Genomic DNA, 20,115 nt, shown 5'->3' on the forward strand with positions numbered 1-20,115 from the left:
CTCGTGCGGACGCCAGTTCCGTGTGCGGCCGTGGTCAGGGGCACACCGGCGGACAGCCAGGGGCGAGTGCGCACCGAGGTTGGCCAGGCAGCGGGTCCCTGTGGCGTCGGCCCTGTCTTCGGTGGTCGGTTGTCGGCTCACTCCAGGAGCACGAGGTGGTCGGCGGCGCCCCCTCGCCATTCGATCAGGAAGAGGGTCGCGTCGTCGGTGGTGCGGCAGCCCCGTTGCTGCTTCAGGGCGTGGGAGAGTGAGCGCACCACCGCTCGTACTCCCTTCGCCGTGTGTTCGATGCGGTTGACCCAGTGGATGAGTTGTTCTTCGCCGAATTGTGCTTCGCCGGCTTCGTGCTCCTCGATCAGGCCGTCGGTGAAGCACAGCACTCGGTCGCCGCGTTGGAGCAGCTGCCCGCTGATCCGGGGCTCTTCACCGCCGAAGCCGACGGGCAGGGTGGTCGGGCCTCCCAGTTGCCGGACGACCTTGTGGTCACGGATCAGCAGCGGTGCGGGGTGGCCCGCGTTGACCCACTGCAGGTAGCCCGTCGCGATGTTCAGTCGCATCATCTGGGCGGTGACGAAGTGGTCGGGCCCGAACTGCTCGGCGATGGCCCGGTCCATGAACGTGTAGATCTCGGACAGGCCGATGCCGGCACGTCTGGCGTGCCGGTAGGCCCCGACGGCGACGGTCGCCATCGTGGCGGCGTCCAGGCCGTGGCCCATCGCATCGACCATGGCCACGTGCAGGATGTCCTCGTTGAGGGCGTAGTCGAAGCTGTCGCCTGCGACGTCGTAGGCGGGCTCCAGGATTCCGGCCACCGCGACCTGCGGGACGGACATCGCCAGCGGCGGCAGCAGGGACCACTGGATCTCCGCGGCCACGCTCATCGGTTCGCGGCGCCGGGCGAGGAAGAACTGATCGGTGTAGCTGTGCTTGGTGACCAGCATGTCGGCGACCAGGCCGGCGAGCCTGCGCAGCAGCCGCCGGTCGTCGTCATCGACGGTGTCCAGGGTGAGGGCCATCACGCCCACCTGGTCGCTGCCGTCCAGCAACGGGAGGTACATCCGGACGCCGTCGGACTGCGGCACCTCGACAGTGGTCGCGTGCAGGAAGGCTGTGCCGGCGGGAGAGTCACCGATCGGCTCAGGCTCGCCGACCATCAGCCGCCGACCCGGCAACGGCACCAACACCAGCTGGCCATAGTCCTGCAGCAGGATCGAGACGTCGCGGCCACCGACCCTGGCCACCTCTTCGGCGATCAGCGGGGCGATCAGCTGCGGCGGCATCTCGTGTGCCCGGTCCAGCAGCACCCCCAGCAGTCGCTCACCGAACCCTTCCGACCGGTCCAGCGTGCCCTCGTCAGATCGGCGCTCACCTGCCGCCATAACCGCACCCCCGCACCGGCGTCGTCAAAAGCTTCGGTCACCGTGTCCATGTGTCCATGTGTCCATGTTCACGTCGTGCCGCGAATCCAGCGCCCGCACCGGCACGCTCGGTCCGTCCTGGGGTCACGGCGGATGCGCTCGACCCGCTCACGTGAGTCTGTACACACGAGCTCCCGACACGACCGCGATCAACCCGCACAGAGTGACGTGGTCGGCCACCCCGAACAGCCCATTACGCCAGGCGCGGCATGTCACACACGGTCAGAACAGATGGCTCTCCGTCTCGTTGTGCACCACATCTCTCCCGGAGCCTCACAGGAACAGAAGATCGGAGCCGGTGTCCGCGAGGAGCCATGCGGTCTGCGGGGACGGGTGGTGCAGCCGCAGGGACGCGTGGGTCTCGGCGGCGTGCCGCGATACGTCGAGGAAGACACTCAGGCCGCTGTTGTCGCAGAGGTCGACGGTGGTCAGATCGACGTCGATGGTGGTGATGCCGTCACTCAGGCACCGCTCCAGAGCGGCGCGCACCTGGGGCGCGGTGGCCGGGTCGATCTCACCGGCCAGGGTGATCAGTGCCCGCCTGCCCCGGTCGTGCCGGTAGATGTTCAGCTGCGGAAGAGTCATGACGCCTCGGTTCAGATGCCTCGGTTCATGGTGCCTCGGTTCATGGGTCCCGGCCGCTCCTCGCGCGGTCCATGGCCCGGGTGTATGCGCCCGGGCGCACGCGTCGGTACGGGCCGAGTCGATGGTCCGCGCGGGGAGCCGGTGGCGGAAACCGGCTGGCCACCTGTGGTCGGCTGGTCACCTGTGGTGAGTGGTACGGCTGCGGCGGCGGCGCGGCGGGAAGCGGCCGCGGCCCCCGTCGCGGTGGTCCCGTCGTTCGCCGGTGGCCGGCCACTCGGACCGGTTCGGTCCCACCGGGGACTGCGGTGCCCCGCGGCCGCGGCGGCCGGGCAGGGGGGCGCTGTACCGGTGCACGGCGATTCTGTCGGCGTGCTGGATGTTGAGCCGGTGGATCACGTATGCCGCCGCTGCGACGAGAACCACGAAGGCGGCGGCTGTCAGGAAAGCGTTCATGAAAGCGTTCATGGCGGCCACCTCACGTACCGATGATCAGGCGGCCGGCCCGACCGGGTGGACCGGTCTGTTTCGGAACGGCCACGGACACCGCGGAGGCGCCGCCCTCGTACTCCCATGCCTCGTCCGAGTCCAGTGGCTCGTCGGTCGCGGAGACGCCGTGCCGGGCCTCGTCCGCGGCGATGAGCGCGCTCGCGGGCAGTGGCGGGCCGTCGTAGTCGGACGCGGCAGCCATCAGCCGGGCGGCCGCCTCCGCCCCGGTCTCGGGCGGGACGATCAGCAGGTCCCACCGGCCGGTGCCGTAGGAGAGCAGCAGCAACTTGTGCGGGTCGATTTCCGGGGTGAACCAGCCGACCTTGACGATGTGGCCGTCCACGGGAACCTTGCGGGGGATGACCGGCCAGTACTTCGGGTTGACGGCGATGCGGGCGATGCGGCCCCACAAGGGTTCCAACACGTCGGTCAGTGCCGGCAGTTCGCTCAACAGATCCCGGGAGCGGGGCCACCAGGCCCCGTCCAGGAGTCCGCGGGACGTGCCGTCGGTCTTCAGTGTGAGACGCGCGGCCGGGGCTGCGACGGACTCGTGGTGCGGCAGGGATGGGTGCAAGGTCGCCGACATGATGCGGACCCGTCTCCGGGCCGTCTCTGCGGCGGCCCGGGTTTCATCGTTCACCGAGAACGACCCGGCGTGGAAGCCGGTGTGCGAAATGCCCTCGGTAGTGTCCACACTACTCCGCGCTCCGCCGCAGCGCGGAGTAGTGGCCGCCTGGATGTGGAGCAGTCGTTGGGTGATCTCCCGGTACTGCCTCAGCGCGTGCCGGAGTTCGTCGGACTGTGTTCCGGGGGTCCGCTCCTGCCACCCGGCGCGGAGGAGACGCCGCCGTTCCGCGAGGGCGCTCACGAACTGGGCGGTGCTTCGTCGTAGGCGCTCCCGGCCTCTTCCAACTTCCAACGCCTCGCGCGGAGTGTCGGCGAAGGTGTTGAGGGCGTGCCGGAGACGCAGGACGATCTTGTCCCTCTTGTCCCTTTCGGTCGACGGGAGCAGCGGCTCCGGGCCCGGGGTACGGCGCTCGGCGGGGCCCCGGGTCCGGCCCGCGGGCTGCTGGGCGCGTGACTGGTCGTACATCATCGGGTGCCGCTTCCGTTGCGCCTGAAGCCGACCTTGGTCTTCTCGACGGCCTGTTTCAGGCTTCCGGAGACCCGGTCGATCCTGCCCCGGCGCCGCAGTCGCCTGTTGCGGGTGACCCGGCCGAGGTCCCGGCGCTGAAGCGGCTCAGCAGCCCGCCCCGGCACAGGTAGTCCAAAACGACCCCCATAAGCACTCAGGGGCCCGACCCGCGATGCGGATCAGGCCCCTGACCTGGTACTTCACTGTCGGGGTGGCGGGATTTGAACCCACGACCTCTTCGTCCCGAAGGAAGATCTCAGGTCAGGAATATGATCTCCCATTTCATAGAACGCGCAGGTGGCGCACGGGAATTGAGATCCGCTTTCTCCGCTGGGGCGATTATCTGGGGCAGATCTGGGGCGAAAATCGAGATCACCCCTTGGCGACGTGCAGCCGACGGATCGGGGCAACACCCTCGGCCCGCTCCACCAGGAGCCGGTCCAGCACCCGCACAGCGGACCGTGGGCACATCGCCAGCCTGGCGTCGAGCGCGTCCTCCCACACGTCGGTCAGTCCCTCCATGAGCCGCTCCCGCATCGCATCCGTCACGTGCGAGTACCGGGCCTGCACCGACCCGTCGAGGTGTCCCATCCGCTCGTCCATCAGCTTCGGAGGTGTCCCGAGATCCTCCATCAGCGTCTTGTGCAGATGCCTCAGCCCGTGCGGTGTCAGCCCGTTCGCCACCGGCACCCAGCAGGCCTCGGCCCGGGCGGCGGCGCCCCGTCCGCGGGCCGGCACCCCGGGCCACGGCTCGGCCAGCACGGGCACGGGACGCCGGGGCTGCGGCGCCTTCGGCGGGTACCACCCGGTGGCCGCGGGCTGGAACAGCCACGTGGCGAAGCCGCTGCGCCGGTGGTGTTCGGCGTGATCGCCCGCTGTTGCCCCGCGCACGTAGCCCAGCTCGGCCATCGCAGCCACCACCCGCTCGCGCGTCGCCTCGACTACGCGCTCCGGCCGGTTGAGGACGTTCGAGACCGTGCCGACGGAGACCTCTGCCCGGCTCGCGACATCCTTCATCGTGACGGCCGCCTTGCTCTTGCCGTTCGCCACCCCGTACCCGCCGAAGAGGTAGGCGTTCCCGTGGCACGTGCACTTCGTGGCCGTGCGGTCCTGGCGGAACTCGGCCAGGAGCCGCGACAGCCACGAGGGGATGTCCAGCGTGCGGTACGAGTCGTCCTTCGGCGGGCACCGGTCGAGCTCCCCGGAGTCCAGCTCGTACAGCTGCCACTCGATCCGGACCGTGGTCTCCCGTACGTACTCGCGTTCCAGGCCGACGACCTCTCCCCACCGCATGCCGGTGTACGTGTCGAGCACGACGAGGACGAACTCGTCGTCCCGGCCGGAGAGGAGGCTGGCCCGCTCGGCTGCGAGGAGCGCTCCGAGCGCGCTGGTGATGGCCTTCTCCGGGCTGCGCCGTGTCGATCTGCCGGCGCGCCGTCCCCGTCCTCGCTTCTTCGCGGCCGGGTTGGACGCTATGAGTCCCTCGTCTACGGCATCGGTGAGCATGACGTGCAGGGTGCCGCGCCAGGTCTTGATGCTGGAGGCCTCGTACCCTGCCGATTTCTCGGCGCGCTCCCACCGCTGCACCTCGTCCTTGCCGAGCTGCTTGAGCGGCAGGTCCCCGAAGTGGGGCAGGAGGTGCTCCTCGATGTGGTGCTTGTAGTTCTGCATCGTCGAGGGAGCCAGGTCCTGGTCCTCGTACCAGCGGTTCGCGTACTCGGCGAACGTCTCCAGGCCCAGCTTCGGATCGCGGTGTCGACCGGTGCGCACGTCAGCCTCGGCATCGCGTGCTGCTTTCAGTGCCTCGGACTTGGTGCGGTACAGCCGCGGTGCCCCGGCCTCGTCCAGTACCGAGCACTTCTTGCCCGCGGCGTCGCGGTAGCGTGCCCGGAACCCGCCTACGAGCTGCTCAGTCCATGCCATTGATCCCCCTGCGTCCGCGCGGTTAGCGCGCGGGTTCTCGCGTCCTCAGCTGAGGTTCGGGGCCGACCTCGCTCAGGTCGACGATCTCGCCGTTCCACAGCTGCCACACGTCGGCTATCGACAGCCAGCCGGCCATCCCGCAGTTCAGCGCTGCGGCCTGCTCCTCGGTGAACACCGTCTCGTCGAGGATCACGTGCACTCCCTGACGGTGCGCCTTCACGTAAATCGGAGCGTCGTTCTCGATCCGCCCCAGCCTGAATGTGATCACGTAACCCCCCACATCGTTCCCGAGCGTCACATATGGCATATGCCGTCGCACGAGTTCGGTCACGATACATATACGGAGCGTCTACGCACTAGGGGCGGACCGTAAACTCTAGGCGTCCGAGTCGTCCTCCCCCTGCGCCTTGGCGCGCTCGTCCGCCTCGATCATCGCGCGCCACCGCCGCTGATCGTCCGTCTCCATACCGGCTAGGTGCGCCACGATGACTCGTACGTCGTCGCCGTACCCCGACAGTTCTGTCGAATCAAAGTTCATGTACTGCCGCGCGGCGGCCCGCGCCACGATCCGGTAGGGCTTCTGGAGGCCCGCCGCGAGGGCGAGGAGGTACTTCTCGCCAGGCGGATTCGTCACCGTCCTGGCTGCCATCTTGTTGAACTGCGAGCGGCTCAGCTGGTAGCCGGCCTTCCGGGCGCGCTTCTCCATCGCCGCGTACGAGACGCCGGTGTCGTTCACCTCGCGGACCAGCCTGGAAAGCTCGTCTCGGTCCAGATCGCGTGCGAGGTGCTCGGGGACGGCCACCGCGTCGGGGTTAGTGCGGTCGTCTGCCTTCATGGGTCTCTCTCCGGGATGTGCGCCCGTCTCGCGCGCAGTGTGGGGGTGGGCTGTGCTGTAGCTGGCGAGTGTTGCGACACCCTCTCCAGTCGTAGACGCGTCGTCTACAGGTCTAGTAAATCGCCGAGGTGGGGGCGCATTCAAGGCGCAAAGTCAGCCGATCCGTAGACGACACATCTACGCTCATGCCATAGTGTCTATGGCTGTAGATGGATCGAGCCGCAGTGGAGATGACGTTGAAAGTGCGCTACCGACTGAGAGATCCCGACATGCTGCGACGCCTCATGGAGACACCCGGCTGCGGAGTCCCCTATACGGTGCGCACTCTCGCTACTGCGACGCAGCTCGGAGCTGGACTCGTCGGGCATCTGCTCACCGGGCGCACCGAGAGCTGCGACATGGACGCCGCACACCGCATCTCGGAGGCCGTCGGCGTCGCGGTCCTCGTCCTTTTCGTGCCCCCCACGTCTCCCGATCCGCGCAACATGCGCCAACCCGGAACCATCAAGGAGGACGAATGCCGTCACGACCGAGCCCCCCACTCGGACTCATCTACGTCCACGACACGGACGACGGCCCTGGTATCGCCACGCGACTCGGGGTCCGCCCCGGCACGATCCGCACTTGGCGCAACCAGGGACGCGGCCCGCGTACGTGGCGCCTGAACGGCCGGATCGTGTCCAGCATCGCGGACATCGAGAAGTACCTCGCCGCGCAGGCCAACGCCACGGCCAGGGGTGCCGCGTGAGCCTGCCGCGACTGCTCTACACCGCCAAGGAGGTCGCCGACGCACTCGGCGTCTCCGCCTACTGGGTGTGCGAGCAGGCCCGCAATGGCCGGATCCCGGCGCAGAAGGTCGCCGGCGCGTGGCGTCTCAGCCGCGCCCAGATGGATGCCCTGATGAAGCAGATCGAGCAGACCGCTGCGCCCGAACCGCAGGAAGTCGCGCCCGCGGCGGCCCGCCCTCGCCGTACCAGACAGCCGCAGACACAGCCCGCGCCGGTCGTGCGCTTGGTGGCCAAGCCTCCTCGCCGCCGCGTCGGCTGACGGCACGAGAAACGGGGCCGCCCGGACCGTGCCGGGTCCGAGTCAGCCCCTTCAACGGATCACCTCACCACTGAGAAATGAGGATCACCGTGGAACAGGTTACCCAGCCCGCCACTCTGACCGCACCCTCCGAGACCAGAGCTCCCGCCGTCCCGCTGCCGTCGATCAAGGACGCGTACGCTCTGGCCGGCCGCATCATCGACCAGCTGACCACGCTGCCCCGCGACATCTCGATCAAGCGCGAGCTGACCGGCGAGTACAGCGTGCACATCTACTGGAGCCACGACGTCTCCGGCGTCCTCGAGATCGCCGCCCGCGCCGACCAGCCCCTCACGATCCAGCCCAGCGACCGCAGCCCCGGCATCTACGCCGAGGTCCGCACCCGCACCGAGGGCATTGAGGTCTGGGCTTGGACGCTCCTCACCCGCGACGAGGCCGACCAGCTCGAGCACCTGAGCCAGCCGCCCGCGCAGGCCACGGACACCACGCCGACGGTCGCTCCTGCGGAGTCCGTCCCGGCCGTAGTCGTGCCGGTGCCCGTCCCGTTGGGCTCGAGCGTCGTCGCGCACGTCCCCGCCGTCGCCGACACCGTGCAGGACCAGGCCGCCGGGGGTGACCGGTGAGCCGCCACCTCCAGCACAAGGTCCGGGACCGCCTGGCCACTGCAATCGCCGTCCTGGATCTCCCGCTCAGCGACAAGCAGACCGACGACCTGGCCGTCGAGCTCACCCCCGTCATCAAGGCGATGCTCGCCCAGGCCGACGCCACGGTCGCCGAGCTTGAGCCCGTCCCGTACACGGTCCCTGCCGACGGCACCAGCACGGACACCGCCGCCGAGACGGAGGTGACCGAGTACGCGGGCTGCACCTCCCGCATCGGCCTCGATGTCGACCTCGACTCCGCGGCCGCCGTCCTCGCACAGAAACTGGGTGCGAGCCAGCCGGACGTGACCGCGACCGACGTACCCGACCCGGCCACCCTCGGCCTGACCGTACGGCCGGAGGCCCTCGAAGACTGGCGCTGGTGGCTCCACCGCCTCAACGTCGCCATCGACTCCGTCCGGACGCACGGCGACGCGGTCACCGCGACCGGCCACTACAGGGGCGTCACCATCCAGCTGCGCGGCTACGGCGTCCCCGCCCTCCTGCAGGACAAGGCCGCGGCCCGTCTGGCCGGAGTGATCGGCGGCCACCCATGGTGACCACCACCAGCGACCCGGCCGTCGTCTTCGGGATCGTCCTCGCCACCAGCGGCGCCTGGCTCCTCATCGCCCTCCTCGTGAAGCGCCTCGTCGACGAGTTCACCACCTACACCCCCGTCGAGCCATCACACCGGACCACCACCCCGCTGTTCCCCACCGCACGAGCGGACCACCGCCCGCACAGCCAGCCCACCGCGCCCGACGAGACCGTCCAGCTCACCACCGTGCAACCCCACCGCGCACGCCACGCCAAGGGACACCCCACATGCTGATCGAAGAGGCCTACTTCGGGTGGGACCAGCTCACCCACACCACCACCTGCACCAGCCCGACCGCGGGCTGGGAGATCGACGTCCGCCACGACACCGGCGCCCACCCCCTCGGCCAGCCCGGCACCACCCGCCACGGCTGCCCCCTCGAGGACTGCGGCCACGGCGACACCTTCGACCGCGTCACCGTCCGCGCCATCTGCCGCTCCTGCGGCACCGCCCACCTCATCACCGGCGCAGGCCTGACCCGGCAGACCACCACGACCGAGGCCATCGGCTACGGCCAGCCCCCGCGCAAGGTGGCCGGCCTGTACCTGTGGCCCAGCCGACCCGTCCTCTACGGCTGGGGGCCGGGCAAGTCGGGGCAGGACGACAAGCCCCACGAGTACCTCGCCACCACCGAGTTGGTGGACTGCCTCACCCCCGAGGACTGTGTGGGGGCGATCGGCCGCCACCGCACCGACCGCGGCGCACTGCGCTGGTGGGCCGCCGCGAGCCCGGTGCCGCCCCCGCCCCGGCTCGCCGGGCAGGTACACCGGCTGGCCTGGGGCCGCCGCACCACCGACCACACCAGCCCCGAGCAGGCCGCCGCATGGATCGCCGCGGCCATCGACCCCGCCCAGCAGCAGCCCCTGGTGGTCGCCGTATGAACCTCATCGAACTCGCCCAGACCACCTACACCGAGTACATCGGGTCCGCTCAAGACGAGCTCGACGCGCGGTACCAGGAGAACCGCGAGTCCTTCCTGACCTCGGCCCGCAAGACGGCAACGAACCGCTTCGGCGAGGCCGCCGAGCAGCTGGACTGGACGTACACCTCCCCGGACGACCTACCGGACGACATCGAGGAGGCGACCGCGCCGCTCGCCCCGGGACGCCTGGAGTACCTGCGCTACCGGTACACCACCGACGATGAGATCGCCACGTTCGAACTCGTCCAGCCGTGCAGCGCGTGCGGACACGACCGCATCAACGAGGTCCCCGGCCTGACCAAGCTCGGCGAACTCCTCCACCAGGAAGACGACCAGCACCAGGCCCCCGACGGGGACGCGGCGCCCGGCCCGCTCACCGCGTTCGACGGATGGGAGAGCCGCACCGCACGCGTGGCCCACGCGGTCCGCCGCCTGATGGCCGAGCACCCGGGCGCCGGCCTGACCGTCACGTACCTCAGCTGCTTCGGTCACGAAGGCGGCGGCGGCTCGGCCGAGGTCAACTTCAGTACCGCCGGTGTGGCCGAGCTCCGGCAGGTCGCGACCGCGCTGGGCGCCGAGGTGACCACCTCGATCAGCAGCACACCCGCCCCGTACTCGTACGTCATCGAGCACGCCCTCGCACGCGGCACGACCGCCGCCGGCATCGCCGTAGAACTACGGGGCTACACCAAGCTGCCCGACGAGGAGGCCGCCGCCTGGCGCGCCGAGCAGAACCAGTCGGCCGAGGCCGCCGAGGGCGGTGAGCCCCAGTGACCGCCAGGAACGCGGAGTTGGCCGCCGCAGTGGAGCTGATGGGCGCGCTGCCTATGCCTGTGGGTCCGGAGCCGTCTCCCTGGGCCAGTGTTCAGACCGCCCTGTTCCGGGCGCTCGACACGGTTGACCAGCTGCGGGCTCGGCTCGCCGAGTTGGAGGTCGAGGCTGCCGCGCAGCGCCGTACGGGCTACCAGGTGGCCATCGAGGTCATGCGGCAGGAGAAGCTACCGATGTCCGTCGAGTTGCTGGAAGCCCAGTTGGAGCTGGAGAAGCTCGACGTCCCGGAGGCCACGAAGCGCCCGGCTGGCTCGTATCCGCCCGCCTTGCCGTGGGCCGCGCTCATGGACGACGAGGACTTGGAGGAATTCCTCGCCGACCTCACCGCGTCCGTCGTCGGGTACGACGGCGCAGCCGCCCTCGCCGAGATAGAGGCGACGTGCGGCCGGTGGCGGCTGATCGCGGAGACACAGCACGCGCACAACACGGCGCCGGGTCCGTCGGTGGAGGTGTCGGCGGACAAGCCGCACCCGTTCGAGCACGAGTACCAGGGCGAGAGCGACGCGAAGCGACGACTGCCCGACTGTAAGACATGCGGCCGCACCGCGTCGGACCCTGCGCACGACGAGGACGTGACGCCACAGGTGCAGCAGCTGCGGGCCCTGCTCGCCGGACAGCGCGCCGCCGTGGAGGACCCGCACGACTCGCCGCTGCACCACGACTACCGCGTGCCCCGGGACCTGCCCGAGACGGGCGGTGCGTGATGGATGCCGAGCAGTTCAACGCCCGGTACCCGGTCGGTACTCCGGTGACCGCCTACCCCGGCGTCCGCCCGGAGGACTTCCCGACCATGGCCCGGAGGCTCGACACCCGTACACGCAGCGCCGCGTGGGAGCTGGGTCACGGTGAGCCGGTCGTGAAGGTCGAGGGCTGCGCCGGTGGCATCGCGCTGACCCACATCGACCCCCGGCAGCAGGGCGAGGAGAAGGACATCCCGGTCGGCACCCAGCCGTCCGGGACGGCGTCCACTGCTCGCGCCAACCACCCCGCCACCGCCCACCGCCTCTACGCCCAGCCTGGCCAGTGGGGCACCGTCCACACCTACCCCTCATCTGTTGGCGCCCGCGACGCCGCCCGGCACATCCGCGACGCGATCGGCTCCTTCCGCGTGTACGGGCCGCCCGGCTCCTACGAGACACGCACCCGCCCCGCCGAGGACGGGGACGGCGTCCTCGTCGAGGCCCGCTACACCGGCCGCACCACCTCGACGCCGCCCCGCACCAACAGCCACACACCCCTGTCCCCGGACACCGAACGCGTCCTCGGCCAGATCCAGCGCGGCGAGATCCGCTGCGGCCCGGACGCCGCCCGCGCCATCGCAGCCCGCCACGAGGAGGCGTACGGCCACGCCTGGCCCCGCCCCACCACACCGCCCAACACCGCCGACGCCGACGCCGACGCGTGCTGGGCCGAAGCCCTCGCCGGCTACCGCACACCCTCGACCGCCTGAGCCGCCGGTCGGGCGGCACGTGACCTGACGACCGTGCCGCCCGACCGGCCACCAACCCAAGCGAAGGAACCCAACATGGTCGACCGCGACCTCACCTCCGCACCCTGGCACCCGCTGCGCCCCGGCGACGTGGTCCACGTCCACTACCCGGCATCCACCGCCCTGCCCGCCCATGACGAGACCTACCTCATCAGCGACGCCGGTGACGGCCTGATGAGCATGAACCTCTTCGCCACCACCCACCCCGCCTCCGACGCCGAGGGCGCGTTCGTGGGGGACTTCGCCGTCGAGCGCACCACCGACCCCCTCTACGGGGCGTGGGCCGAGGCCGGCCCGGAGCGCCTGACGATCGTCCGTGACGGCCGCGTCGTGCACAACGGCGGTGCCCGGTGAGCGAGATGAGCCTCGAGACGCGCCCGGTCCCGGACTACACCCGTATCTTCGGCGCCCCGCCCGTCACCCTGCTCGCCCGCGCCGACGAGGTCCTCCTCGGCGACGTCATCGACAGCACCGACGGCCCCGTCCACGTCCGCGAGATCGTCCAGCGCCGCCGCCTGTGGGACCTGGCCGGCGACCCGCCCGGGCACATCATCTGCCGCCCGCCCGGCCGCCGGCGGGGCGAGCTGGACGAGCCCCCGCTGCACACCCGCCGCCTCGCCGCCTCCACCCAGATCCGTATCCGCCGCACGGTCCGCTCTTTCGGCCGCCTCACCGGCCACACCCAGCAGGTCGCCTCCCACAACCCGGTCAAGCGCGGCTGCTACACCCACGTCGACGGCTATACCGCGGCCTGCTCCTGCGGCTGGAAAGCCACCGACGTGTACGCGTCCAAGCACCGGGCGGGAGAGAGCTGGGTCGCGCACAAGGCCGACCGGCTCAGCGATGCCGCGTACGCGGACAACAGCGCGTTGCTGTGGCTGTCGTCGCTCGAGGTCGTCCACCCGCACCTGCCGCCCCTGCCCTGGGAGTTCAAGAAGATCGTCAGCGGCAAGCGGGACGGCGACGGCATCGCGTTGGCCGACCTCGACATGCTCACCGTGGCCCGCGCCCGGCAGGTGCTGGGCGCCTGGCAGACCGTCCTCGACACGGATGCCGAGGACACCGGCGAGGACTACCGGCCCGGCCCCATCCGCGACCCCTGGGGGAACGTCCGTCCCGGCCACACCTACCTCCGCCTGTCCGGCAACGGCGCGAGCAACGGCAGCGCCCGGGTCATCCTCACCGCCCACATCGACGACCCGGACGACGCCCCGGACCTCCAGGACACCGAGGACGACGGCCCGGCCGACGAGGTGCCGGCCGAGGCCGTGGCCGGTGTTGAGGAGCGGCGCGGCAGCCCGGAGCCCCGGCCGGCCGTGAAAGCGGGGTCCGCGCGCTACGCCGCCGAGCTGCGCCGGACGCCCGGGAAGGCGTCGGCCGACGGACACACCGGCTGGGAGTGCGGTGCGGGTGCCTCGCTGCTCGTCCGGGCGGAAACCCCCGGGCCAGGGGAGCTCGGGACGCACCACGGCGTGATCTACGCCTGCACCGAGCACCAGGCCGCGGCCGAGGAACGCATCGAGGGCGGCGGGTACGAGCCGCAGGCCGACCCGGCCCCCGCCGGGCACCGGTCGGACCCGTGGCCGTGCGGCCACGTCACCGCGTACAAGCAGGCGGCCCTGGCCGCCCTCACGGAGTCCGACGCTGCCGACGACGGCCGTGACCCCGCCTCCCTGCACCCCGAGCCCGACGAACCCGACTGGGACAGCCCGCACTTCGACGGCGGCGACGAGGACGGCTCCGGGGACGGCGAGGGGTGAGCGGGGAGCGGGCGGTCCCGGAGTGCCGGCACTGGATCGGCGCCGAGCACCGGCACTGCCGGTCCATCGAGAACGTCCGCCGCTACCTCACCGGCCCCCGCTGCCCCCTCCACACCCCCAGCGCCCTCGCCGGGAAACCCGAACCCCCACCCGGGCCCGGCCTCCCCGCAGGGGCGTGGACGACACCCAGCCCTCTCAACGACTCCCGTGTCCACGACGCCCGCGCCGTCGCCTCCGGCAAACGCCGCTCAACCCCGCACGTGTACCGGGCCGCGCAGGCCGCGGTCGACCACCGGAAGGACCTCAACCTATGACCACCGCAGCGCGTCGGCCGAGTCCGGCCGACCTCGCCACCCGGCACAACCCGCCCACCACGCCGACACCCCCGCCCGCCCCGCCGGTCCCGGCCGCCGCCGAGGAAGCGGCCATACCCGCCCCCAGCCCGGCGCCTGACACCGCGTCGGACATCCCCGCCCCCGGCAAGCTCCGCGACGGCGAGGTCATGCGCTCGATGTACGCGCAGGCCATCCGCATCAGCCGCCTGCGGCCCGAGGCCCGCCTCGTCGCCCTGAGCCTGCTGTCCTTCTCCAACTTCCGCACCGGCCGTATCCGCGCCTGCGAGAAGCCCGGACTGCGACAGCTGTCCTACGCCACCGGCCTGACCATGGACACCGCCCACGAGCAGGTCCAGGTCCTCACCCAGCAGGGCTGGCTGCGCAGCCGCGTCCTCACGGTCGGCCCGCACGCCGGCGAGGACGTCCTCCAGCTGTGCGTGCCCGCCCAGGTCCTCGACCACCTCCGCGCCCGCCACGCGCAGACCCACGGCGACGGCGCTGCCTGACCCATGACCGCCGCGCACGCGTTCGCCGCCGCCGAGCCCCGCCACCTTCGTGGCGGGGCCGGACGTGCTGCCCAACGCGTGCGCCCCCGCCGCCCCCAGCGCCGCGCCCTCCAGCAGGTAGAGATCCCCGAGCGTGTCTACCGTGGCTCCCACTACTCGGACGTTTTCGTCAAGGCGTGGGCCAAGGCGGCGGCCCTCGACGTCGACACCAACGAGGAGCACTGCAACGCGTCGGTGCGGCAGATGGCCCGCTTCTGCGGCCTGTCCGTCCGCGACTTCGAACGCGCTCTGACCGAAGGCCGCACGCCCGGACCGGACGGCGGCCCGCCGGAGTTCGTCACCCAACGGATGACCCGCGCTACCGGGATCGGCCGGACCGCGATCCGCGAAGTCCGCCCCGTCCGCGACGGTGAACGCTTCGTCACCGTGTCGGTGGCGATGTGCGACGCCCTCGACCCGCGCCGCCTGCGCGCCGCCCTCCTCATGGCCCACGCCGCCAAGTACCACCCCGGCTACGAGCCCACCGCCGCCGAGCTGGCCGGCGAACTGTTCCACCACCAGGGTGAGAGCGCCGGACAGCCGCTCAGCGAGCGCACCGCACGCCGCATCGTCCGCGACCTCGAGGCCTCCGGCTGGGCCAGCGTCGGCCACCGCACCGGCTACCAGGGCCGCAACACCGTCACGGTCAACCCCCACCCCCTCCGCCCCGCCACACCCGCCGCCCCGGCTGCTCCCGCCCCGGACGAGCCCGTACAGCTCGAGCTGGAGCTCGGCTTCGGCCCCATGCCCGGCCCGGACACCAGCCCGGACGCAGAGACAGAAGCGGCCGCGGTCGCGGTGTCCGAGGCGCCTGGTGCGGACAACCATGGCGGGTCCGGTCCGGACGCCGACGGCGGATCCCTCGCGATCAAGGAAGACCAGCAGGCTGTTACTGACGAGAGTTGTGCGCCCAAGGAGGTGGGTGGTTCCCGCCGTAGGCGAGTGACCGGTAGTAAGCCCGCGACCGACGCGCACGATCTCGCCGACGGCACGTTCGGGCCGGGCACCTCTCGCGCTCCGCGCGGCACCCGCCCCGCCCCTCAGCCCTCCGGCAAGCCCCCGTACACCGGGCCGGAGCTGTCCTGGACCCGGCGCATCCACACCAGCCTCGCCCCCGTCCGCCACCTCCTCGACGACGCCAACCGGTTCGTGCTGCGCAAGGCCGCCCGCGAGATCGGCCACCAGCTCGACCAGGCCGCCACCACCCTCATGACCCCCGAGCGGATGGCCGCCCGCATCGGAGCCCGCTACCGCGACGCCGGACCCATCCGCGACGTCGCCGCCTGGCTCCTCGAGGTCGGCATCCGCCACCAGGGGTGCGGCCTCCCGCTCTGCGAGAGCGGCCGCGTCTGGCCCACAGGCGAACCGTGCGAGGCCTGCGCCCTCAACCGGCAGGCCACCAGGGAGCACTGGCGCCAGGCCCGCGCGTGGGACGACCGGCTCGCCGAGCTCCGCGCCCGCCGTACCGCCGGGGGCCTGGTCCACGAGCAGCAGCCGCACGGCCAACTCACTGCCGCAGCCATGCCCATGCCCTCGCGGTCCGCACCGCCCGTCCCGTTCCGCCACGCCGCCAAGGAGGCGCCCATGCCCGACGACTACATGCCCGCCGATTTCCGTGCCGCGACCGGCCGGCACCTGGTGACCGGGGCGCTCGCCATCGCCTGCCCCACACCCGGCTGTCTCGCCGAGGAGGGCCAGCCCTGCACCACTCCGCGCGGCCGCCGCCGCACGACACCCCACACCGCCCGCACGACTGCCGCCGAGCCGCCGGGAGGAACCCATGTCTGACCACGACGTCGCGATGTGCGACAGCTGCCTGGCCCGGATCAGGTGGGCCATCACCGTCAACGGCCGCCGCCAGGCCATCAACGCCGACTCCGACGACAACGGAAACCTGGCCGTCTACCGGGACGGCACCGGCACCCTCCGCGTCCGCGTCCTGCATGGCGAGCGGGACCGCCTCGAGGGAACCGAGTGGCGGGCCATGCCCCACGCGGCCACCTGCGCCAACCCCCGGCCCAGGCCACGGCCCTCGAGCAGGCCCGGACGACGCGCCACCGTCCGGCCCGGCACCTGGCGGTGGCCCCGATGACCACCGCCCAGGCCCCGCCGCCCGAGCACGACCAGGCGCACGACGTGCCGGCCGAGGACCACCCCACCGGCACGGCCTGGCGCGCGCCGAGGCTGCGCGCCGATCCGCCCGAACTGCCGCTCCACTACCAGCCCTGCACCCCGGCCGAGCAGGCCAGGAACCTGGCCGCGCTGCTGGAGGGCATCTCCGGCTACGTCGTCGGCCGCCCGGGCAGGCCCGGATGAACAGCACCGGCTGGCGTGAGCAGGCCGCGTGCACCGGCAGCGACCTTCGCCTCTTCCACCGGCCCAACCCCGCGGCGGCGCAAGCCATCTGCCGCCGCTGCCCGGTACGCGCCGAGTGCCTGTACGACGCGCTCGTACATGACGCGCCGAACGGTGTGTGGGGCGGCCTGATCCGCAAGGAACGCCGCGCGCTCCCTGCCCTGCCGGCCGGGCAGCCGGAGGCGATCGCCGCGCTCCGCGACCTCCTCACCACCGCCGACAACGACAGCAGCGACGGCGACGACGCCCCCGCCGACTCCCACACGCCCACAGCAACTCCCGTAACCACCAGCCCGCCAGGAGACCCCATGAAGAGCCCCGTCCCGTACTTCGGATCGAAGCAGACCATCGCCCCATGGATCGCCTCCCTGCTGCCCGCCCACGGGCACTACGTCGAGCCCTACTGCGGCAGCCTCTCCGTCCTCTTCGCCAAGCGCCCGTCGCGGATGGAGACCGTCAACGACCTCGACGGTGAACTGATGCTGTTCTGGCGAATCCTCCGCGACCGCCCCGACGACCTGATCCGCGTCTGCGCGCTCACCCCTCACGGCCGCGCCGAGATGCTCGCCGCCCACGAGCCGACCACGGACGAACTGGAACAGGCCCGCCGCGTCTGGGTGCGTCTCTCGCAGTCCCTCGGCGGCCAGCTCCGCAAGAACGGCTGGCGTCACTACGTCAACCCCGGCGCCAAGGGCTACTTCGGCATGCCCGCCTACCTGGACGGCTACGTCGACCGCATGGCCGCAGTAGCCGAACGTCTGCACGCGGTGTCCCTGGAGTGCATGCCTGCCCTCGACCTGATCGCCAAGTACGGGCGCCACGCCGAGGTGCTGCTGTACGTCGACCCGCCCTATCTCGGCACGACCCGGGAGGCGACGACGCGGTACCGGCACGAGATGAAGACCGAGCAGGAGCACGAGGAGCTTGCGGCCGCGCTCGCCGGCTGCAAGGCCTCGGTCGTCCTGTCCGGCTACGACAGCCCGCTGTACGGCGACCTGTACGACGGCTGGCACCGCTACGAGCAGGCGTCGATGACCGGCAACGCGAAGACGGCGAAGGGCCGCGTCGAGGTGCTGTGGGCGAACCGGCCGCTCGCTGCCCGCCTGAGCCTCTTCGCCGACGCCGCGACGCTGCCCGCCTGAGCCCATCCCGCCCCACGCCAACCCGCCGATCAACAACCCGCGAAGGACACCCGACATGACCCAGCCCGCACGCATCCAACGACGACGAGTCTCCGGCTGGCGCAAGCCCGACAACTGCGTGATCGTCAGCCGCCCCAGCCGGTTCGGCAACCCGTTCACCGTCGGCGCCCGCTACGTCAGCCGCACCAGCTTCCACGACGCCCCGTACCCCGAGCGTGACGACCGCCCGCTCGGCACCGTCGAACACCCTGCCTGGTCCCCGTGGGCCGCCTGGACCGAGACCGTGGCCGTGGTCCGCGATCGGGCCCACGCCGTCGAGCTGTTCCGCGACCACATCGCCTATGAGAACGAGACCTGGGACCCCGAGGTGATCCGCCGCGAGTTGGGCGGCCGCGATCTTGCCTGCTGGTGCCCGCTCCCCGAGCCCGGCCAGCCCGACCACTGCCACGCCGCCGTCCTGCTCGACCTGGCCAACCAGCCCACCGCCTGACCTACCCGCACCCCAACCACCCACACCGGAGCACCCCGTGTCGTATCCCGAACTGCTCAGCCCTGAGGAGAAGCTCGCCCACGCGAAGGAGCGCCTCAACATCCCGAAGATCGTCGCTATCTGCGGCTCGACCGGCTTCATGCCCGAGATGGCCGACGCCGACCTGGAGCTGACCGCGAGCGGCTGCATCGTCGTCAAGCCCGGCTGTGACATGAAGCAGCCGCACCCGCTGTGGTCGGACCCCGTCGAGGCGCAGGCGCTGAAGGTGCGCCTCGACGATCTGCACCGGGCGAAGATCCGCCTCGCTGATGAGGTCCTCGTCGTCGGCGGCTACATCGGCGACTCGACCCGTGCGGAGATCGCCTACGCCCGGTCGCTGGGCAAGCCCGTCCGGTTCACGCACCCCGACGTCGATCCCGCCGCCTGAGCTGCCCGCGTTCAGCACCGCGTGACACCAACCACTGGAGACCCGACCATGACCGACCCGACCACCGGCCGCCTGACCGATACCGACCTCGACGAGATCGCCGCTTGGACCCGCAGCCCGCTCGGCCCTGGCGTGGCCGCAGAACAGCGGCTCTTCGCCTCGCTCGTCGCCGAGGTGCGCCGCCTCCGTGCCGTGCCGTCTGCGCCCGCCGGCCGGGCCGCGCTGCGCGACCGCATCGCCGAGGCGCTGTACTGCCACGAGTGGCCGCACAAGCAGATCTGGCAGCAGGCCCTCGCGATGGACCGGGAGACCTTCCTGGCGCAGGCCGATGCGGTGCTGGCTGTGCTGCCGTCGCCTGTGGACCGGGCCGCTGTCCTCCGCGAAGTCGCCGAGGTCGTGTTCGCCCTCGACTTCGACGAGCTACGCGCCACCGACAGCTTCGACAGCCACCGGCAGGCGTGGGAGCTCGGCACGATCGACGCACACAACCTGCTGCGCCGCATGGCCGACGAGGCGCAGCAGCCCGAGGCGCGCACGCCGTGCAGCGAGCCGAACGGCTGTGACCCGGACGGCGACCTGTGCGACCAGCACGAGACGGAACTCGCCCACGCCGAGGGCGAACACGCGTTCTGCGGCGTCACCTGCGAGGTGGAGTTCCCGACCGAGATGCTCCGCAACGGCATCCTCGCGAAGGGCTATCCGGGGACGGCTGGGATGTTGGACGAGCTGCTACGCCGAGCCGCCACCGAACCGAAGGCCGCCGTTGTCGAGTCCGAACCCGACGATGGGCCCCGGCTGCTGTTCTGGGAAGGGCCCGCAGGCGCATCCTTCAGCGACGGTCGTGTCACGGTTCCGATCAGCAGGGGCGTCAACCTCGCGGAGTTCGCCCCGGTCGGTGATCTGGTTCTGCCGCTCCAGTCCGCGCAGACGTTGCGCGACACACTGAGCCGCCTGTTGCGTGAGGGCGGCGCCGGACCGCTGCCAGCCGACGAGGCGCAGCCCTGCGGGACGCGCCCGTGTGGTCACGACGACTACCACGACGCCCACCCGTGGCACGACCGGCCGGACGTGTGGTGTCCCGGCATCACCGTCGAGACGCCCGCCGAGGAGCCGCGGCAGTGATCGGCGTCGTCGCCTACGTGCTCCTCGTC

General features: G+C 71.4%; 27 protein-coding genes. 20 read left to right on the forward strand and 7 right to left on the reverse strand.

Annotated elements, in window-relative coordinates; genetic code table 11:
• Positions 1-137: 137 nt before the first annotated feature.
• From ACWD3C_RS10985 to ACWD3C_RS11015, 7 genes are all read right to left on the reverse strand, one after another.
• Positions 138-1,379 (reverse strand): PP2C family protein-serine/threonine phosphatase, encoded by a 1,242-nt coding sequence (locus tag ACWD3C_RS10985; protein ID WP_451142368.1) that lies wholly within the window; start codon positions 1,377-1,379, stop codon positions 138-140.
• A 312-nt stretch (positions 1,380-1,691) separates the two neighbouring features.
• Positions 1,692-2,003, reverse strand: coding sequence for an STAS domain-containing protein (locus ACWD3C_RS10990; protein ID WP_451142370.1), 312 nt, complete (start codon positions 2,001-2,003; stop codon positions 1,692-1,694).
• A 177-nt stretch (positions 2,004-2,180) separates the two neighbouring features.
• Positions 2,181-2,468 (reverse strand): hypothetical protein, encoded by a 288-nt coding sequence (locus ACWD3C_RS10995; protein ID WP_451142372.1) that lies wholly within the window; start codon positions 2,466-2,468, stop codon positions 2,181-2,183.
• 10 nt (positions 2,469-2,478) lie between these two features.
• Positions 2,479-3,183 (reverse strand): DUF5994 family protein, encoded by a 705-nt coding sequence (locus tag ACWD3C_RS11000; RefSeq protein ID WP_451142637.1) that lies wholly within the window; start codon positions 3,181-3,183, stop codon positions 2,479-2,481.
• 813 nt (positions 3,184-3,996) lie between these two features.
• Positions 3,997-5,547 carry a LacI family DNA-binding transcriptional regulator gene (locus ACWD3C_RS11005; protein ID WP_451142374.1) on the reverse strand — a complete coding sequence of 517 codons (1,551 nt, stop codon included), beginning with the start codon at positions 5,545-5,547 and terminating at the stop codon, positions 3,997-3,999.
• Positions 5,548-5,569: 22 nt separating this feature from the next.
• Positions 5,570-5,815: a hypothetical protein gene (locus ACWD3C_RS11010; protein ID WP_451142376.1), complete on the reverse strand. Its 246-nt coding sequence runs from the start codon at positions 5,813-5,815 to the stop codon at positions 5,570-5,572.
• A 108-nt stretch (positions 5,816-5,923) separates the two neighbouring features.
• A complete protein-coding gene (locus ACWD3C_RS11015; RefSeq protein WP_451142378.1) occupies positions 5,924-6,382 on the reverse strand; it encodes a hypothetical protein in 459 nt (152 codons plus the stop codon).
• A 517-nt stretch (positions 6,383-6,899) separates the two neighbouring features.
• Between ACWD3C_RS11015 and ACWD3C_RS11020 the strand changes: the two genes are divergently transcribed.
• From ACWD3C_RS11020 to ACWD3C_RS11115, 20 genes are all read left to right on the forward strand, one after another.
• On the forward strand, positions 6,900-7,130 hold the full coding sequence (locus tag ACWD3C_RS11020; protein WP_451142380.1) for a helix-turn-helix domain-containing protein: 231 nt from the start codon (positions 6,900-6,902) through the stop codon (positions 7,128-7,130).
• Positions 7,127-7,429, forward strand: coding sequence for a helix-turn-helix domain-containing protein (locus tag ACWD3C_RS11025; protein WP_451142382.1), 303 nt, complete (start codon positions 7,127-7,129; stop codon positions 7,427-7,429). Before ACWD3C_RS11020 ends, ACWD3C_RS11025 begins: the two co-directional genes overlap by 4 nt.
• Positions 7,430-7,518: 89 nt before the next feature.
• Positions 7,519-8,052 (forward strand): hypothetical protein, encoded by a 534-nt coding sequence (locus tag ACWD3C_RS11030; RefSeq protein WP_451142384.1) that lies wholly within the window; start codon positions 7,519-7,521, stop codon positions 8,050-8,052.
• Positions 8,049-8,630 (forward strand): hypothetical protein, encoded by a 582-nt coding sequence (locus tag ACWD3C_RS11035; protein ID WP_451142386.1) that lies wholly within the window; start codon positions 8,049-8,051, stop codon positions 8,628-8,630. The genes ACWD3C_RS11030 and ACWD3C_RS11035 overlap by 4 nt, the downstream gene beginning before the upstream one ends.
• A complete protein-coding gene (locus ACWD3C_RS11040; RefSeq protein WP_451142388.1) occupies positions 8,624-8,902 on the forward strand; it encodes a hypothetical protein in 279 nt (92 codons plus the stop codon). The genes ACWD3C_RS11035 and ACWD3C_RS11040 overlap by 7 nt, the downstream gene beginning before the upstream one ends.
• Positions 8,896-9,549, forward strand: a complete 654-nt coding sequence (locus ACWD3C_RS11045; RefSeq protein ID WP_451142390.1) for a hypothetical protein — start codon at positions 8,896-8,898, stop codon at positions 9,547-9,549. The genes ACWD3C_RS11040 and ACWD3C_RS11045 overlap by 7 nt, the downstream gene beginning before the upstream one ends.
• A complete protein-coding gene (locus ACWD3C_RS11050; protein ID WP_451142392.1) occupies positions 9,546-10,364 on the forward strand; it encodes a hypothetical protein in 819 nt (272 codons plus the stop codon). The genes ACWD3C_RS11045 and ACWD3C_RS11050 overlap by 4 nt, the downstream gene beginning before the upstream one ends.
• Positions 10,361-11,125 carry a hypothetical protein gene (locus ACWD3C_RS11055; protein ID WP_451142394.1) on the forward strand — a complete coding sequence of 255 codons (765 nt, stop codon included), beginning with the start codon at positions 10,361-10,363 and terminating at the stop codon, positions 11,123-11,125. The genes ACWD3C_RS11050 and ACWD3C_RS11055 overlap by 4 nt, the downstream gene beginning before the upstream one ends.
• Positions 11,125-11,871, forward strand: coding sequence for a hypothetical protein (locus ACWD3C_RS11060; protein WP_451142396.1), 747 nt, complete (start codon positions 11,125-11,127; stop codon positions 11,869-11,871). Before ACWD3C_RS11055 ends, ACWD3C_RS11060 begins: the two co-directional genes overlap by 1 nt.
• A gap of 75 nt (positions 11,872-11,946) precedes the next feature.
• Positions 11,947-12,264 (forward strand): hypothetical protein, encoded by a 318-nt coding sequence (locus ACWD3C_RS11065; RefSeq protein ID WP_451142398.1) that lies wholly within the window; start codon positions 11,947-11,949, stop codon positions 12,262-12,264.
• A gap of 5 nt (positions 12,265-12,269) precedes the next feature.
• Positions 12,270-13,670: a hypothetical protein gene (locus tag ACWD3C_RS11070; protein ID WP_451142400.1), complete on the forward strand. Its 1,401-nt coding sequence runs from the start codon at positions 12,270-12,272 to the stop codon at positions 13,668-13,670.
• The gene (locus ACWD3C_RS11075) at positions 13,667-13,984 is read left to right on the forward strand and encodes a hypothetical protein (protein WP_451142402.1); all 318 of its coding nucleotides are present in this window, start codon (positions 13,667-13,669) and stop codon (positions 13,982-13,984) included. The genes ACWD3C_RS11070 and ACWD3C_RS11075 overlap by 4 nt, the downstream gene beginning before the upstream one ends.
• On the forward strand, positions 13,981-14,511 hold the full coding sequence (locus ACWD3C_RS11080; protein WP_451142404.1) for a hypothetical protein: 531 nt from the start codon (positions 13,981-13,983) through the stop codon (positions 14,509-14,511). The genes ACWD3C_RS11075 and ACWD3C_RS11080 overlap by 4 nt, the downstream gene beginning before the upstream one ends.
• A 3-nt stretch (positions 14,512-14,514) precedes the next feature.
• Positions 14,515-16,338, forward strand: coding sequence for a zinc finger domain-containing protein (locus ACWD3C_RS11085; RefSeq protein WP_451142405.1), 1,824 nt, complete (start codon positions 14,515-14,517; stop codon positions 16,336-16,338).
• Positions 16,331-16,642 (forward strand): hypothetical protein, encoded by a 312-nt coding sequence (locus ACWD3C_RS11090; protein WP_451142407.1) that lies wholly within the window; start codon positions 16,331-16,333, stop codon positions 16,640-16,642. The genes ACWD3C_RS11085 and ACWD3C_RS11090 overlap by 8 nt, the downstream gene beginning before the upstream one ends.
• The gene (locus tag ACWD3C_RS11095) at positions 16,639-16,866 is read left to right on the forward strand and encodes a hypothetical protein (protein ID WP_451142409.1); all 228 of its coding nucleotides are present in this window, start codon (positions 16,639-16,641) and stop codon (positions 16,864-16,866) included. The genes ACWD3C_RS11090 and ACWD3C_RS11095 overlap by 4 nt, the downstream gene beginning before the upstream one ends.
• Positions 16,863-18,047, forward strand: coding sequence for a DNA adenine methylase (locus ACWD3C_RS11100; protein ID WP_451142411.1), 1,185 nt, complete (start codon positions 16,863-16,865; stop codon positions 18,045-18,047). The genes ACWD3C_RS11095 and ACWD3C_RS11100 overlap by 4 nt, the downstream gene beginning before the upstream one ends.
• A gap of 55 nt (positions 18,048-18,102) precedes the next feature.
• Positions 18,103-18,537, forward strand: a complete 435-nt coding sequence (locus tag ACWD3C_RS11105) for a DUF4326 domain-containing protein (protein ID WP_451142413.1) — start codon at positions 18,103-18,105, stop codon at positions 18,535-18,537.
• Between the two features lie 37 nt (positions 18,538-18,574).
• Positions 18,575-18,964 (forward strand): hypothetical protein, encoded by a 390-nt coding sequence (locus tag ACWD3C_RS11110; RefSeq protein WP_451142415.1) that lies wholly within the window; start codon positions 18,575-18,577, stop codon positions 18,962-18,964.
• Between the two features lie 48 nt (positions 18,965-19,012).
• Positions 19,013-20,086: a hypothetical protein gene (locus ACWD3C_RS11115; RefSeq protein ID WP_451142417.1), complete on the forward strand. Its 1,074-nt coding sequence runs from the start codon at positions 19,013-19,015 to the stop codon at positions 20,084-20,086.
• The last annotated feature ends 29 nt before the right edge of the window (positions 20,087-20,115 follow it).

Source organism: Streptomyces sp. NPDC002845 (genome assembly GCF_053591955.1).